13 protein-coding genes and 1 tRNA gene are annotated in these 14,355 nt (G+C 67.4%); 7 read left to right on the top strand and 7 right to left on the bottom strand.

From position 1 onward, the window contains the following. Positions 1-60: 60 nt before the first annotated feature. The 7 genes from VL129_RS12790 to bioB form a co-directional block, all read right to left on the bottom strand. Entirely contained in the window at positions 61-1,371 is a 1,311-nt protein-coding gene (locus tag VL129_RS12790; protein WP_325413262.1) for a GGDEF domain-containing protein, read from the bottom strand. 160 nt (positions 1,372-1,531) lie between these two features. Then, on the bottom strand, positions 1,532-3,337 hold the full coding sequence (locus VL129_RS12785; protein WP_325413260.1) for a phenylacyl-CoA dehydrogenase: 1,806 nt from the start codon (positions 3,335-3,337) through the stop codon (positions 1,532-1,534). 120 nt (positions 3,338-3,457) lie between these two features. Then, the gene (bioD, locus tag VL129_RS12780; protein WP_325413258.1) at positions 3,458-4,144 is read right to left on the bottom strand and encodes a dethiobiotin synthase; all 687 of its coding nucleotides are present in this window, start codon (positions 4,142-4,144) and stop codon (positions 3,458-3,460) included. Next, positions 4,144-4,935 (bottom strand): malonyl-ACP O-methyltransferase BioC, encoded by a 792-nt coding sequence (bioC, locus tag VL129_RS12775; protein ID WP_325413256.1) that lies wholly within the window; start codon positions 4,933-4,935, stop codon positions 4,144-4,146. Before bioC ends, bioD begins: the two co-directional genes overlap by 1 nt. Then, positions 4,932-5,642 carry an alpha/beta fold hydrolase gene (locus tag VL129_RS12770; RefSeq protein WP_325413254.1) on the bottom strand — a complete coding sequence of 237 codons (711 nt, stop codon included), beginning with the start codon at positions 5,640-5,642 and terminating at the stop codon, positions 4,932-4,934. The genes bioC and VL129_RS12770 overlap by 4 nt, the downstream gene beginning before the upstream one ends. Beyond that, on the bottom strand, positions 5,635-6,801 hold the full coding sequence (gene bioF / locus VL129_RS12765) for an 8-amino-7-oxononanoate synthase (protein WP_325413252.1): 1,167 nt from the start codon (positions 6,799-6,801) through the stop codon (positions 5,635-5,637). Before bioF ends, VL129_RS12770 begins: the two co-directional genes overlap by 8 nt. Before the next feature lie 79 nt (positions 6,802-6,880). Next, positions 6,881-7,927, bottom strand: coding sequence for a biotin synthase BioB (gene bioB / locus VL129_RS12760; RefSeq protein ID WP_325413250.1), 1,047 nt, complete (start codon positions 7,925-7,927; stop codon positions 6,881-6,883). Between the two features lie 77 nt (positions 7,928-8,004). Here bioB and VL129_RS12755 point away from each other — a divergent pair, with 77 nt between their 5' ends. The 7 genes from VL129_RS12755 to VL129_RS12725 all read left to right on the top strand — a co-directional run bounded on the left by VL129_RS12755 (position 8,005) and on the right by VL129_RS12725 (position 14,314). Further along, complete coding sequence (locus tag VL129_RS12755; RefSeq protein ID WP_325413248.1) at positions 8,005-8,799, top strand: ComF family protein; 795 nt, start codon at positions 8,005-8,007, stop codon at positions 8,797-8,799. A 9-nt stretch (positions 8,800-8,808) separates the two neighbouring features. Continuing rightward, positions 8,809-11,016, top strand: coding sequence for an AsmA family protein (locus VL129_RS12750; protein WP_325413246.1), 2,208 nt, complete (start codon positions 8,809-8,811; stop codon positions 11,014-11,016). Then, the gene (mutY, locus tag VL129_RS12745; protein ID WP_325413244.1) at positions 11,013-12,077 is read left to right on the top strand and encodes an A/G-specific adenine glycosylase; all 1,065 of its coding nucleotides are present in this window, start codon (positions 11,013-11,015) and stop codon (positions 12,075-12,077) included. The genes VL129_RS12750 and mutY overlap by 4 nt, the downstream gene beginning before the upstream one ends. Beyond that, positions 12,074-12,346 carry an oxidative damage protection protein gene (locus VL129_RS12740; RefSeq protein ID WP_325413242.1) on the top strand — a complete coding sequence of 91 codons (273 nt, stop codon included), beginning with the start codon at positions 12,074-12,076 and terminating at the stop codon, positions 12,344-12,346. The genes mutY and VL129_RS12740 overlap by 4 nt, the downstream gene beginning before the upstream one ends. An 86-nt stretch (positions 12,347-12,432) precedes the next feature. Then, positions 12,433-12,508: transfer RNA gene (locus VL129_RS12735), tRNA-Phe, on the top strand. A 266-nt stretch (positions 12,509-12,774) separates the two neighbouring features. Next, entirely contained in the window at positions 12,775-13,548 is a 774-nt protein-coding gene (locus VL129_RS12730; protein ID WP_325413241.1) for an ABC transporter ATP-binding protein, read from the top strand. Positions 13,549-13,564: 16 nt separating this feature from the next. After that, on the top strand, positions 13,565-14,314 hold the full coding sequence (locus tag VL129_RS12725; RefSeq protein WP_325413240.1) for an ABC transporter substrate-binding protein: 750 nt from the start codon (positions 13,565-13,567) through the stop codon (positions 14,312-14,314). The last annotated feature ends 41 nt before the right edge of the window (positions 14,315-14,355 follow it).

Genomic DNA, 14,355 nt, shown 5'->3' with positions numbered 1-14,355 from the left:
GCCGAACAACGCTGGAGACATGTAGCGTCAGTTGGTGACCATAAGGTCACTAATGGTCACTCACGAGCGCGCCGCCGCCTTGCGACCGCTCGCCGCACGCGCCGGCTTCGGCTGTTCGTAGGAAACCACACAGTTGCGCCCCGCGCCCTTGGCCTTGTAGAGCGCCTCGTCCGCGGCCTTGATGACCTCCTCCGGCTCGCGATGCGCCGCGCTGCGCTCGGCCACCCCGATGCTGATGGTGACCGAAACGAAGGGGTTGGTGGCCGCCTTGCCGCGCTGCTGGCGCCCCTTGGCGGCATCCTCCGGGCGATTCGACTTGTCGCGTACGACCATCTGGTAGTGCTCGATGTTGCGGCGCAGCACCTCCAGATGGGGCTTGCAGTGCTCCAGGCTCTTGCCCGGGAACAGCACGGTGAACTCCTCGCCGCCGTAGCGGTAGGCGGTGCCGCCGCCGGTGACCTTGCGCAACTGGCCGGCCACCATGCGCAGCACGTCATCGCCGACGTCATGGCCGTAGGTGTCGTTGAATTTCTTGAAGTGATCGACGTCGGTCATGGCGATCACGTAGTTGCGCCCCAGCCGGCCCAGGCGTTCGTTCAGCGCCCGGCGGCCCGGCAGCCCGGTGAGTTCATCGAGGAAGGCCATCTGGTAGGCCTCGTGCGCCACCGCCACCACCAGCGCCAGCAGCACCATGCTGCTCATGGCCGACAGCGCGTAGGGCCGCATGTAGATCTCCGGCACCATCCAGAACAGACCGAGCACGCCGACCAGTTGCGCGGCATGCAGCACGCGCGGCCGCAACAGGTACTGGACGAGGAGTCCGATAAAGGCCAGCAGGAACAGCGGATAGGCCAGTTGCACCATCTTCATCCACTGGCCCTGCAGCAGCGGCCAGTGCAACAGGCTCAGCCACTGCAGCAGCGGCTCGGGATAGCGCAGCGCCATGCCGACCGCTACGCCGAGCAGCGCCAGCAGCACCGCGCCGCGCGCCACCAGGTCCTGCAGCAGCTGCGCGCGCTCCGACCAGATGCCGTACAGACCATAGAGCAGCGGCAGCAACAGGCTGCTCAGATGGAAGATCAACTGGGCCTGGGTGTAATCACTGACCGCGCGATGCTCGCGGAAGTGTTCGACTTCGCCATTCAGCGCCAGGTAGGCCAGATAGACCACCACCAGCAGCATGGCCTGGCGCATGCGCCCGTAGAACATGCACAGCGCGCCGCCGAGCACCGCCAGCAGGGTGGGCAGCACTTCCAGCAGACCGGTCAGGAAGCCCTCCGTTTCCAGCCATGCGCCCAGCACCCAGCCGGCCAGGATGATCAGCACGGATGGCAGGAAGTGACTTGCCCGGTAGGCAGAGATATTCGGCAAAACGGCCTCGCAGCACTCAAAGACGGCGGTCGAAAAATAGCGGGCATTATGATGGCATTTTTTCCGTAATGGCCAGTCCGCCACTTTTTCCGGCGCCAAAAAACAAGCCGCCGGGCACAGGCCCGGCGGCTTATCAACCGAACGGTCTTGCGCCGGGCTATCAGTAGCCCAGGGCGAAGTCCTCGTCGGCCATTTCCATCAGGTTGTTCGCGCCGGACTGCATGGTGACCACCAGCGCGCGGGTACGCGGCAGGATGCGCTCGAAGTAGAAGCGCGCGGTCTGCAGCTTGGCCTTGTAGAAGCCTTCCTCGGCGGTACCGGCAGCCAGCTTCTCGGCGGCCACGCGAGCCATGTCGGCCCAGAAGTAGGCCAGGCAGGCGTAACCGGAGTACATCAGGTAGTCCACCGACGCGGCGCCGACTTCCTCGCGATCCTTCATGGCGGCCATGCCGACCTTCATGGTGATCTCGCCCCACTCCTTGTTGATCTGCGCCAGCGGTGCGACCAGGTGCTTGATCGCCTCGTTGCCTTCGTTGTTCTGGCAGAACTTGTGGACGATCTTGGTAAAGCCCTTCAGCGCTTCGCCCTGGGTCATCAGCACCTTGCGGCCCAGCAGGTCGAGGGCCTGCACGCCGGTGGTGCCTTCGTACAGGCAGGAGATACGGCTGTCGCGCACGTTCTGCTCCATGCCGTGCTCGGCGATGAAGCCGTGGCCACCGTAGATCTGCACGCCATGGTTGGCGGCTTCGAAACCGGTTTCGGTCATGAAGGCCTTGGCGATCGGGGTCAGGAAGGCCAGCAGGGAATCGGCGGCCTTGCGCTGCTCCTCGTCCTGGCTGCGCTGCACGATGTCGACCTGCTTGGCGGCGAAGTACAGCATGGCGCGGTTGCCTTCGGCGAAGGCCTTCATGGTCAGCAGCATGCGGCGCACGTCCGGATGCACGATGATCGGGTCGGCGGCCTTTTCCGGAGCCTTCGGACCAGTCAGCGCACGCATCTGCAGACGCTCGCGGGCATAGGCGATGCCGCCCTGGAAGCCCAGTTCGGCGTGGGCGATGCCCTGCAGGGCGGTGCCCAGACGCGCGGTGTTCATGAAGGTGAACATGCAGTTCAGGCCCTTGTTCGGCGGGCCGATCAGGAAGCCGGTGGCGCCGTCGAAGTTCATCACGCAGGTGGCGTTGCCGTGGATGCCCATCTTGTGTTCGAGCGAGCCGCAGGACACGGTGTTGCGCTCGCCCACTTCGCCGGCGGCGTTGGGCAGGAACTTCGGCACGATGAACAGGGAAATACCCTTGGTGCCGGCCGGAGCGTCGGGCAGGCGGGCCAGCACGATGTGCACGATGTTCTCGGCCATATCGTGGTCGCCGGCCGAGATGAAGATCTTGGTGCCGGTCACCTTGTAGGAACCATCGGCCTGGGGTTCGGCCTTGGTGCGCAGGATGCCCAGGTCGGTGCCGCAGTGCGGCTCGGTCAGGCACATGGTGCCGGTCCACTGGCCGGACACCAGCTTGGTCAGGTAGGTGTGCTGCTGTTCGGGGGTGCCGTGGGCGCTCAGGGTGTTCATGGCACCGTGGGACAGGCCCGGGTACATGCCCCAGGACCAGTTGGCCTCGCCGATCATTTCGCTGACGGTCATGCCGAGGGATTCCGGCAGACCCTGGCCGCCGTGGGCGACGTCATGGGCCAGGCTCGGCCAGCCGCCTTCGACGAACTGCTGGTAGGCTTCCTTGAAGCCGGTCGGCGTGGTGACGCCCTCGGGCGACCACTTGCAGCCTTCCTGGTCACCGACGCGGTTCAGCGGAGCGATGACCTGCTCACAGAACTTGGCGCCTTCCTCGATGATGGCGTTCACCATGTCCGGGGTGGCGTCTTCGCAACCGGGCAGGCTCTGGTAGTGGGCTTCATAGCCGAGCAGCTCGTCACGAACGAAACGGATATCGCGCAAGGGGGCCTTGTAGTCGGGCATTGCGGTAAACCTCAGCAGTAGGTCTTGGGGGTGGCGAGCTGCGACACAACCACGCACGCTCAAACAGTTGTTTGAAACTTACGTTTAGCTCCCAGCCTTGTCAAGCCTGCGACCCCCGACTCAATGCTCCAGCAGCGCCTCCAGCGACAGGTGTGCGGCAACGTTCGCCGCCCCCGGCATCGCCAGGCGCGGCACGCAACCCAGGCAGGGCGCGCCCAGGCGCGCTTGCAACTCCCGCAGATTGTCGTCCAGCCGTGGCATGTGCGGGTCGACCTGATTAGCGACCCAGCCCGCCAGTTGCAGACCATCCGCCCGAATGGCCTGAGCCGTCAACAGCGCATGGTTCAGACAGCCCAGGCGCAGGCCGACCACCAGGATCACCGGCAGCTGCAGCGCCACGGCCAGATCGGAGAGGCAGGCCGCGTCCGACAGCGGCACCCGCCAGCCGCCGGCGCCTTCCACCAGGGTGAAATCCGCGCCCTGCGCCAGCACCCGTTGCACGGCGGCGGCCAGCTGCGGCACCTCGAGGGCGACGCCCGCCTCGCGCGCCGCCACATGCGGAGCGATGGCGGGCTCGAAAGCGCAGGGATTGATCAGCGCGTAGGGCAGCGGCGGATCGCACTCCGCCTGCAGCGCCAGGGCGTCGGCATTGCGCAGACCGTCCGCAGTCGCCTGGCAGCCGGACGCCAGCGGCTTGGCCGCCGCCGTGCTCAGGCCCCGCCGGCGCGCGGCGTGCAGCAGGCCGGCGGCGACCGTGGTCTTGCCGATATCGGTGTCGGTACCGGTGACGAAGAAGGCGCGGCCCATCAGCCTTTCTCCAGCACGACATAGACCACCTGATAGGTGGCCGGCAGCCCCTGCGGCTGGCGGAAGCGTTCGTAGGCTTCGCCCAGCGCGCGCAGTCGCGCCCGCCCGGTCAGACCCAGCGGCCGGCCGGGATTGCGATTCTGCGCACCAAGCGCCTTGAGCTCGCGGGTCAGTGAAAACAGATCGGCGAAGTGCAGCGCCAGCGGACGCTGCTGCAGATGCCGCACGCGCAGGCCGCTGCCGGCGCACAGCGCCTGGTACTCCGCGAAGTGGCGAAAGCGGTTGACGTGCACCCGCTCATCGACCTGTCGCCAGCTCTGGCGCAGCTCGTCCAGGGTGCCGTCGACCAGAGAGGAGAACGCCAGCACACCGCCCGGGCGCAGTACGCGCAGCGCTTCGTCGAGCACCGCCGGCAGATTCGCGCACCACTGCAGCGCCAGACTGGAGAAGATCAGTTCGCAGCTGACTTCGCGCAGCGGCAGGGCCTCGGCGTCGCCGGCCAGGAAATGTCGCGCGCCGCCCAGCGGCCGGGCATGGCGCAGCATGCCTTCGGCGATGTCCAGCGCCAGCCCTTCGCCCTGCGGATAGCGCGCCGCCAGCTGACGGGCGAAGTGTCCGGTGCCGCAGCCCAGATCGAGCCAGCGCTCCGGTGCCAGATCGGCCGGCAGCAGGCCCAGCAGTTGCTGGCCGACCCGGCGCTGCAGATCGGCCACCGCGTCGTAACTGCCGGCCGCGCGGGAAAACGAGGCCGCAACCAACGCCTTGTCGGGCAATGCGGACTGGGCATTCATCGGGAGGTTTCCTTAATAAAGGCGAGAATCGCCGCTGCCGTCTGAGCGGCATGACTCAGCGGCAGGGCATGGCTGGCGTCGTCCAGCAGCTCGATGCGGGCATTGGGCGCCAGCTCGCCAAGGGCGCGGGCCACCTCACGAGGCACCAGCGCGTCCCGACCACCCAGCAGGTGCAAGTGCGGGCCCGCCCATTCGCGCAACGCCGCACGCAAGTCCAGCTGCGCCAGACAGTCCAGGCCGGCCAGCAGAGCGGCCGAGGAGTCGCCGCGCGCCGCCAGTTGGCGGGCCAGCGCGCGCGGCTCGTCGGCATCGCGCACCGCCAGCAGATCGAAACGCTTGAGGGCGGCCGCCGGCGCGGCGGCCACGCCATCGCGAAAATCCGCGAACTGCGCCGCCGGCATCGCCGCCGGCCAATCGTCGCGCTGCACGAAGCAGGCATTGCTGGCCAGGGTGACCAGCCCGCGACAGGCTGCGCCGCGCCGCGCCGCCAATTCAGCGGCCAGCATGCCGCCCAGCGACCAGCCGCCCAGCCAGCAGTCCGCCGGCAAGCGCGCCTCCAGCTCGTCCAGCCACTGTTGCGGATTCTCCAGCGCCGGCAGTTCGGCCAGCTCCACGCGCAGCGCGTCGCCGTGCAGCGCGTCGGCCAACGGTTGCAGCACGGCGGCGGGATAGGACCAGCCCGGCAGCAGCACCAGCCGCTCACTCATCGCCCAGCTCCCGCCAGGCCAGCGCCAGGCCGTCCAGCAGGCGATCGACCTGCGCCTCGTCGTGCGCCGCCGTGAGGGTGATGCGCAGCCGCGCGGTGCCGGCCGGCACGGTCGGGGGGCGAATGGCGCCGACCAGCAACCCCCGCTCGCGCAGCCGCGCGGACAGGCGCATGGCCCGCCCGCTGTCGCCGACCAGCAGCGGCTGGATCGGCGTCGGGCTGTCCATCAGGGTCAGGCCGAGCGCCGTCGCGCCCTCCCGGAAGCGGGCGATCAGGCGTTGCAGATGCTCTCGTCGCCAGCCTTCCTCGCGCAGCAGCCGCAGACTCTGCAGGGTCGCGCAGGCCACAGCCGGCGGCTGGCTGGTGGTGTAGATGTAAGGCCGAGCGAACTGGATCAGCGTCTCGATCAGCTCCTCGCTGCCGGCCACGAAGGCGCCTGCGGTGCCGAAGGCCTTGCCCAGCGTGCCGACCAGTACCGGCACTTCGCTCATCCCCAGGCCGAAATGCTCCACGCAGCCGCCACCCGACGCGCCGAGCACACCGAAGCCGTGGGCGTCATCGACCATCAGCCAGGCGTCCCGGGCTCGCGCGGCCGCGCTCAGCGCTGGCAGATCGGCGAGATCGCCATCCATGCTGAACACGCCGTCGCTGACCACCAGGGTGTCGCCCTCGGCCTTGTCCAGGCGCGCAGCCAGACTGGCCGCATCGTTGTGCAGGTAACGGGAGAAGCGCGCGCCACTGAGCAGCCCGGCATCCAGCAGCGAGGCGTGGTTGAGGCGATCCTGCAGCACCGTGTCGCCGCGCCCGACCAGCGCGGTGACGGCGGCCAGGTTGGCCATGTAGCCGGTGGAAAACAGCAGCGCGCGCGGGCGGCCGGTGAACGCCGCCAGCGCTTCTTCCAACTGATGGTGCGGCCCGCTGTGGCCGATCACCAGGTGCGAGGCGCCGCCGCCGACGCCCCAGCGCTCGGCGCCTTCGCGCAGCGCGCGGATCACCTCGGGATGGCTGGCCAGCCCCAGGTAGTCGTTGGAACAGAAGGCCAGCAGGCGCCGGCCATCCACCAGCACCTCCGGCCCTTGCGGGCTTTGCAGCAGCGGGCGGCGGCGGTACAGATCCTCGGCACGGCGGGCGGCAAGGCGCGAAGCAAGGTCGAAACTCATGGGCAACCCCGGAAACGGGTAGAAAGCGTTGGGCCTGGCGTAGGGTGGATGGCGCTTCATCCATCCACCGAACGGACCATCAGACCGCCGCGGCGTTGTAGAACAGCTTTGAATCGCGCTGCTCGACCAGCGCCTGTTCGATGGCCGCCTGGTGCACCTCGTCGGCGTGTTCCTCGCGGGCTTCCGGCTGGATGCCCAGGCGCTTGAACAGCTGCATGTCCTTGTCGGCCTGCGGATTGGCGGTGGTCAGCAGCTTCTCGCCATAGAAGATCGAGTTGGCGCCGGCCAGGAAGGCCAGGGCCTGCATCTGCTCGTTCATCTGCTCGCGGCCGGCGGACAGGCGCACATGGGATTTGGGCATCATGATGCGCGCCACGGCGAGCATGCGGATGAAGTCGAACGGATCGACGTCCTGCTCCTCGGCCAGCGGCGTGCCCTGCACCTTGACCAGCATGTTGATCGGCACGCTTTCCGGATGCTCCGGCAGGTTGGCCAGCTGGATCAGCAGGCCGGCGCGGTCGTCCAGCGACTCGCCCATACCGAGGATGCCGCCCGAGCAGATCTTCATCCCCGCCTCGCGCACATAGGCCAGGGTCTGCAGGCGCTCGGCATAGGTGCGGGTAGTGATGATGTTGCCGTAGAACTCCGGCGAGGTGTCCAGGTTGTGGTTGTAGTAGTCCAGGCCGGCGGCGGCCAGCGCCTGGGTCTGCTCCTGGTCGAGCCGGCCGAGGGTCATGCAGGTTTCCAGGCCCATGGCCTTCACGCCCTCGACCATCTTCAGCACGTAGGGCATGTCCTTCGCCGACGGGTGCTTCCAAGCGGCGCCCATGCAGAAGCGCGTCGAGCCGATGGCCTTGGCCTCGGCGGCCGCCTCCAGCACCTTCTGCACCTCCATCAGCTTTTCCTTGTCCAGGCCGGTGTTGTAGTGGCCGGACTGCGGGCAGTACTTGCAGTCCTCCGGACAGGCGCCGGTCTTGATCGACAGCAGGGTCGAGACCTGCACGCGATTGGCGTCGAAGTGCCGGCGATGCACGGTCTGCGCCTGGAACAGCAGGTCGTTGAACGGCTGCGCGAACAGCGCGCGCACTTCGTCGAGGGTCCAGTCGTGGCGGACGGTGGCACTCATCGGGGGTTCCCTTTTGTGGTTATGGCGCCTGCTAGAGTTTGGCGCGGCACGGTGCGGCATACGCTAGGGAAGGCGCCATGGGCTGTCAACCAACATCAGGCTTCAAGGTTTACAACTGGTTAACAAGCAACCAGTACTGTCTGCTGTGCGACGAGCGCGCCGATGGCCCGCTGGCCCTGTGCGGCGCCTGCGAGAACGAGCTGCCGTGGCTCGCCGCGCGCTGCCGGATCTGCGCCCTGCCGCTGGGCGATGGCGGGCCGCTGTGCGCCGAATGCCTGCGGCGGGCGCCGAGCTTCAGCCGGGTGGAAGCGCCCTGGCGCTACGCCTTTCCGATCGACAGCCTGATTACCCGTTTCAAGCATCAGGCACGCTGGCCCATGGGCCGGCTGCTGGGCGAGCTGCTCGCCCGCCATCTGCGCCACGCCTACCGGGAGGATCTGTCGCGCCCCGAGCTGCTGCTGCCAGTGCCCCTGGGCCGTCGGCGCCAGCGCCAGCGCGGCTTCAATCAGGCCGCCCTGCTGGCCCGCTGGCTGGGCCCGGCGCTCGACCTGCCGGTGCGCGAGCGCTGGCTGCTGCGCCCGCGGGAAACCGATGCCCAGCAGACGCTGGATGCCCAGGCGCGGCGCGGCAACCTGCGCCACGCCTTCACCCTGGCGCCGGGCGCCGAGGTGCACGGCCGTCACCTGGCCCTGGTCGACGACGTGCTGACCACCGGCGCCACCTGCGAAGCACTGGCCCGCCTGCTGCTGCGCGCCGGCGCCGCGCGGGTGGATGTCTACTGCCTGGCGCGCACACCCAAGCCCGGCGCGCCGACTGCTGCGCGGCCGGCAAATGCGTATACTTCTTCGCCATTCAGACCAACCGCCACTTAGGGATTGTCCATGAAAGCGTTCGGCAAAATCCTGGGCCTGGTGCTGCTCGGACTCCTGCTGCTCGTCGTAGGTCTCGGGTTCGCGCTCACGCACTTCTTCGACCCCAACGATTACAAGGAACAGATTCGCCAACTGGCCCGCGACAAGGCCAACCTGGAGCTGAACATCCACGGCGAGATCGGCTGGAGCCTGTTCCCCTGGCTCGGTCTTGAGCTGCATCAGACCAGCCTGGCCAGCACCGCAAGCCCGGAACAGCCGTTTGCCGACCTGCGCATGCTCGGCCTGTCGGTGCGCGTGCTGCCGCTGCTGCGCCGCGAAGTGCAGATGAGCGATGTCCGCATCGACGGCCTGGCCTTGATGCTGCGCCGCGACGAACAGGGTCATGGCAACTGGGAGAACATCGGCAAGCCCGCCAGCGCGCCGACCGGCGAACAGCCGAGCGCCCAGCCTGACGCCGAATCCCGCGACACGCCCGCCGCTCGCGCGGGCCTGCCCATCAAGCTGGACATCGACAGCCTGACCGTCAACGACGCGCGCATCACCTACCAGGATGCGCAGACCGGCCAGCAGTTCAGCGCCGAGAGCATCCAGCTGGAAACCGGCGCCATCCGCGAGGGCAGCGCCATTCCGGTGAAGCTCACCGCCTTCTTCGGCAGCAACCAGCCGCTGATCCGCGCGCGCAGCGAAATTCTCGGCGAGCTGCGCTTCGACCTGGGCCAGCAACGCTACCAGTTCGAGAAGTTCCGCCTCAGCGGCGAGGCCTCCGGCGAACCGCTGGCCGGCAAGACCCTGAACTTCAGCGCTCAGGGCGAACTGCTCGCCGACCTGGACGCGCAGATCGCCGAATGGACCGGCCTGAAATTTTCCGCCAACCAGCTGCGCGGCCTGGGCGACATCAAGGTGCGCGAGCTGGACCGCGAACCGCGCATCAGCGGCGGCCTGTCGGTGGCCAGCTTCAACCTGCGCGACTTCCTCGCCGACCTGGGCCGCGAACTGCCGGCGACCGCCGACGCCAACGCGCTGTCCCGCGTGGAACTGGCCACCCGCCTGAACGGCACGCCGGCCAGCTTCGCCCTGGAGGAACTGACCCTCAAGCTGGACGACACCATCCTCACCGGCCGCATCGCCGTGGAAGACTTCACCCGCCAGGCCCTGCGCCTGCAGCTCAAGGGCGATCGCCTGGACGTCAGCCGTTACCTGCCGCCCAAGACCACCGACGGCGCCAGCGCCGCGCGCCAGAGCGAAGTGCAGGAAACCGCCCAGGCCGCCTCGGCCGGCGATTCGCCGCTGCCGGCCGCGCCGACCCGGCATGCCTGGAGCGACGCGCCGGTGCTGCCCATGGACGCCCTGCGCCTGCTGGATGTGCAGGCCACCGTCGATTTCGACGAGCTGCTGTTCGATGAACATCCGTTCAGCAACCTGAACCTGAATGCCCAGAGCCGCGACGGCCTGCTGACCCTGCAGACCCTGCGCGGCAACGTCTATGACGCGCGCTTCGAGGCCAGCGGCAAGGTCGACGTGCGCCAGGCGCTGCCGCAGCTGAGCCTCGACGCCCAGCTCGGCAAGCTGCCGGTGGAGAAGTTCATCAAGCTGGAGAAGCAGGAATCGCCCGTGCAGGGCCTGCTTGACCTCACCACCTCGCTGACCACCCGCGGCAACAGCCAGAAGTCCTGGGTGGACAACCTCAACGGCAAGGCCAACTTCCGGCTCAGCGACGGCCTGCTGGTCGGCGCCGACCTGGAGCACTACCTGTGCCGTGCGGTGGCCACCCTCAACCGCAAGTCGCTGACCCGCACCTCCAGCAAGGACACGCCCTTCGAGGCGCTGCGCGGCAGCCTGCTGATCAGCGATGGCGTGGCGCGCAACCCGGACTTCAAGGCCAGCGTTCCCGGCCTGACGGTCAACGGCAACGGCACCCTGGACCTGCGCGTGCTCGGTCTCGACTATCTGATCGGCATCATCATCGAAGGCGACAAGCGCCAGATGCCCGACCCGGCCTGCCAGGTCAACGAACGCTACGTCGGCCTGGAATGGCCGCTGCGCTGCCGTGGCCCGCTGGAGCTGGGCGCCAAGACCTGCCGCATCGATCAGGACGGTCTCGGCAAGATCACCGCCAAGCTGGCCGGCGAGAAGCTCACCGAAAAACTCGACGAGAAGCTCGGCGACAAGGTCAGCCCGGAACTCAAGGACGCGCTCAAGGGCCTGTTCAAGCGATGACCGACGCGCAGTTCGGTCCGGCCGTGCTGGCCTGGTATGACCAGCACGGCCGCAAGGACCTGCCCTGGCAGCAGGGCGTCACCCCCTACCGGGTGTGGGTTTCGGAAATCATGCTGCAGCAGACCCAGGTCGCCACCGTGCTCGGCTACTTCGACCGCTTCATGGCCGCCCTGCCCACCGTACAGGCGCTGGCCGAAGCGCCCGAGGACGAAGTGCTGCACCTGTGGACCGGGCTCGGCTACTACAGTCGCGCGCGCAACCTGCACAAGGCGGCCAAGATCGTCGTCGAGCGGCACGCCGGCGAGTTTCCCCGCGATGTGGAACAGCTCTGCGAGCTGCCCGGCATCGGCCGCTCCACCGCCGGCGCCATCGCCAGCCTGAGCATGGGCCTGCGCGCACCGATCCTGGATGGCAACGTCAAGCGCGTGCTGGCCCGCTACCTGGCGCAGGACGGCTATCCGGGCGAACCGCAGGTGGCCCGCCAGCTGTGGGCCGCCGCCGAACGCCTGATGCCGCACGAACGCTGCAATCACTACACCCAGGCGATGATGGACCTGGGCGCCACCCTGTGTACGCGCGGCAAGCCCAGCTGCCTGATCTGTCCGCTGCGTTCCGGCTGCCGGGCGCACCTGTTGGGCCGCGAAACCGCCTACCCCGAACCCAAGCCACGCAAGGCCCTGCCGCAGAAACGCACGCTGATGCCGCTGCTCACCGACACGCAGGGCAACGTGCTGCTCTACCGGCGCCCGTCCACCGGACTGTGGGGCGGGCTGTGGAGCCTGCCAGAAATGGACGCCCTGCCCGACCTGCATACCCTGGCCGAACGCCACGGCCTGCAACTGGGCGAACCGCGCGCCCTGCCGGCCTTCACCCACACCTTCAGCCACTTCCAGCTGAGCATCGAGCCCTGGCTGGTGCCGGCCAGTCCGCGGGTTGGCGTCGTGGCCGAGGGCGACTGGCTCTGGTATAACCTCACCGCCCCGCCGCGCCTGGGCCTGGCCGCCCCGGTGAAGAAGCTGCTCAAGCGCGTCGTTGAAGATTCGATTGGAGAACTGCCATGACCCGTACCGTACATTGCCGCAAGTACAACGAGGACCTGCCCGGCCTGGATCGCCCGCCGTATCCCGGCGCCAAGGGCGAGGACATCTTCAACAACGTCTCGCGCAAGGCCTGGGAAGAATGGCAGAAGCACCAGACCATGCTGATCAACGAGCGCCGACTGAACATGATGAACGCCGATGACCGCAAGTTCATCCAGGCCGAGATGGACAAGTTCTTCTCCGGCGAGGAATACGCCCAGGCCGAAGGCTACGTTCCGCCGAGCCAGTAAGCCGGCAAGTGCTTAAAAAAACTGATTTTTCCGTCGCGCGCGGTTGACTCGCCGACGGTAAAACCGGTTTAATGCCGCCCGTTGTTGCCCAGGTAGCTCAGTTGGTAGAGCAGGGGATTGAAAATCCCCGTGTCGGCGGTTCGATTCCGTCCCTGGGCACCATATTCCAGACCCCCGCAGCCGCAAGGCTTCGGGGGTTTTTCATTTCCGGGGCCGCAGCGCCTAGTCGGCACGCCACACCCAGCGTGGAACGGCTCGGCGACATCCCGTAGAATGCCGCGTTTTCGAGCCCCGTTTCCGGGAGCTGCACGATACTTCACCCGCAAGGCTCGCAGGGCCGCGCGAGCGCCTGGCTGGCCGTGCCGGCCGCCGCCCCTGCGCCAAGGCCCGCCGCCGTCCCGCAGCGGAGCCACACAAGAGGACAACATATGGTTCAGGCCACGCCTGCACTGGAAATCCGCAACCTGCACAAGCGTTACGGCGATCTGGAAGTGCTCAAGGGCATCTCCCTCACCGCCCGCGATGGCGACGTGATCTCCATCCTCGGCTCGTCGGGCTCGGGCAAGTCCACCTTCCTGCGCTGCATCAATCTGCTGGAAAACCCCAACGAAGGGGAAATCTACGTGGCCGGCGAACAGCTCAAGCTGAAGTCCGGCAAGGCCGGTGAGCTGGTCGCGGCCGACAGCCGGCAGATCAACCGCCTGCGCAGCCAGGTCGGCTTCGTGTTCCAGAACTTCAATCTCTGGCCGCACATGAGCGTGCTGGACAACATCATCGAGGCCCCGCGCCGCGTGCTCGGCCAGAGCAAGGCCGAAGCCATCGAAGTGGCCGAGGCGCTGCTGGCCAAGGTCGGCATCGCCGAAAAGCGCCACGCCTACCCCAACCAGCTGTCCGGCGGACAGCAGCAGCGCGCCGCCATCGCGCGCACCCTGGCCATGCAGCCCAAGGTGATCCTCTTCGACGAGCCCACCTCGGCGCTCGACCCGGAGATGGTACAAGAAGTGCTTAACGTGATCCGTGCGCTCGCCGATGAGGGACGCACCATGCTACTGGTGACCCACGAGTTGAACTTCGCCCGCCAGGTGTCCAGTGAAGTGGTCTTCCTGCACCAGGGTCTGGTCGAGGAACAGGGCTCGCCCGAGCAGGTGTTTGACAACCCGCAATCGGCACGCTGTAAACAATTCATGTCCAGCCACCGCTAACACGGAGCAATACCGCATGCAGACCTACAAGAAGATCCTGCTGGCCGCCGCAACCCTCCTCGCTCTCGGCCAGGCCGTAGCGGCAGAAAAGCTCAGAATCGGCACCGAAGGCGCCTACCCGCCCTTCAACCTGATCGACGCCAGCGGCCAAGTGGTCGGCTTCGACGTCGAGATCGGCCAGGCGCTGTGCGCCAAGATGAAGGTCGAGTGTGAAGTCGTCACCTCCGACTGGGACGGCATCATCCCCGCCCTCAACGCCAAGAAGTTCGACTTCCTGGTCGCCTCCATGTCGATCACCGAGGAACGCAAGCGCGCCGTCGACTTCACCGACCACTACTGGAGCAACAAGCTGCAGTTCGTGGCGCCCAAGTCCGTGAACTTCAAGACCGACAAGGCCAGCCTCGAGGGCAAGGTGATCGGCGCCCAGCGCGCCACCATCGCCGGCACCTGGCTGGAGGACAACCTCGGCAAGCAGGTCGACGTGAAGCTCTACGACACCCAGGAAAACGCCTACCTGGACCTGGCCTCCGGCCGCCTGGACGCCATCCTCGCCGACGCCCTGGTGCAGTGGGAGTGGCTCAAGAGCGACGCCGGCAAGGACTTCGAGTTCAAGGGCGACGCGGTGTTCGATGACGACAAGATCGGCATCGCCGTGCGCAAGGGTGACCCGCTGCGCCTGCGCCTGAACCAGGCCCTGAAGGAAATCATCGCCGACGGTACGTACGAAAAAATCAACGCCAAGTACTTCCCCTTCAGCATCTACTGATCGATCCCGGCGCGCCTTCGGGCGCGCCGGCCTCACGTTAG

The organism is Pseudomonas sp. (genome assembly GCF_035497915.1).
Lineage (GTDB): Bacteria > Pseudomonadota > Gammaproteobacteria > Pseudomonadales > Pseudomonadaceae > Serpens.
The sequence above is the reverse complement of the archived record's forward strand: the minus strand, read 5'-3'. Positions and strand labels throughout refer to the sequence as shown.

Excerpts from the sequence above, each read along its gene's own strand:
- VL129_RS12785 (WP_325413260.1), bottom strand. The coding sequence starts at position 3,337 with ATGCCCGACTACAAGGCCCCCTTGCGCGATATCCGTTTCGTTCGTGAC.
- bioD (WP_325413258.1), bottom strand. The coding sequence starts at position 4,144 with ATGGGCCGCGCCTTCTTCGTCACCGGTACCGACACCGATATCGGCAAG.
- bioC (WP_325413256.1), bottom strand. The coding sequence starts at position 4,935 with ATGAATGCCCAGTCCGCATTGCCCGACAAGGCGTTGGTTGCGGCCTCG.
- VL129_RS12770 (WP_325413254.1), bottom strand. The coding sequence starts at position 5,642 with ATGAGTGAGCGGCTGGTGCTGCTGCCGGGCTGGTCCTATCCCGCCGCC.
- bioF (WP_325413252.1), bottom strand. The coding sequence starts at position 6,801 with ATGAGTTTCGACCTTGCTTCGCGCCTTGCCGCCCGCCGTGCCGAGGAT.
- bioB (WP_325413250.1), bottom strand. The coding sequence starts at position 7,927 with ATGAGTGCCACCGTCCGCCACGACTGGACCCTCGACGAAGTGCGCGCG.
- VL129_RS12755 (WP_325413248.1), top strand. The coding sequence starts at position 8,005 with ATGGGCTGTCAACCAACATCAGGCTTCAAGGTTTACAACTGGTTAACA.
- VL129_RS12750 (WP_325413246.1), top strand. The coding sequence starts at position 8,809 with ATGAAAGCGTTCGGCAAAATCCTGGGCCTGGTGCTGCTCGGACTCCTG.
- mutY (WP_325413244.1), top strand. The coding sequence starts at position 11,013 with ATGACCGACGCGCAGTTCGGTCCGGCCGTGCTGGCCTGGTATGACCAG.
- VL129_RS12740 (WP_325413242.1), top strand. The coding sequence starts at position 12,074 with ATGACCCGTACCGTACATTGCCGCAAGTACAACGAGGACCTGCCCGGC.
- VL129_RS12730 (WP_325413241.1), top strand. The coding sequence starts at position 12,775 with ATGGTTCAGGCCACGCCTGCACTGGAAATCCGCAACCTGCACAAGCGT.
- VL129_RS12725 (WP_325413240.1), top strand. The coding sequence starts at position 13,565 with ATGCAGACCTACAAGAAGATCCTGCTGGCCGCCGCAACCCTCCTCGCT.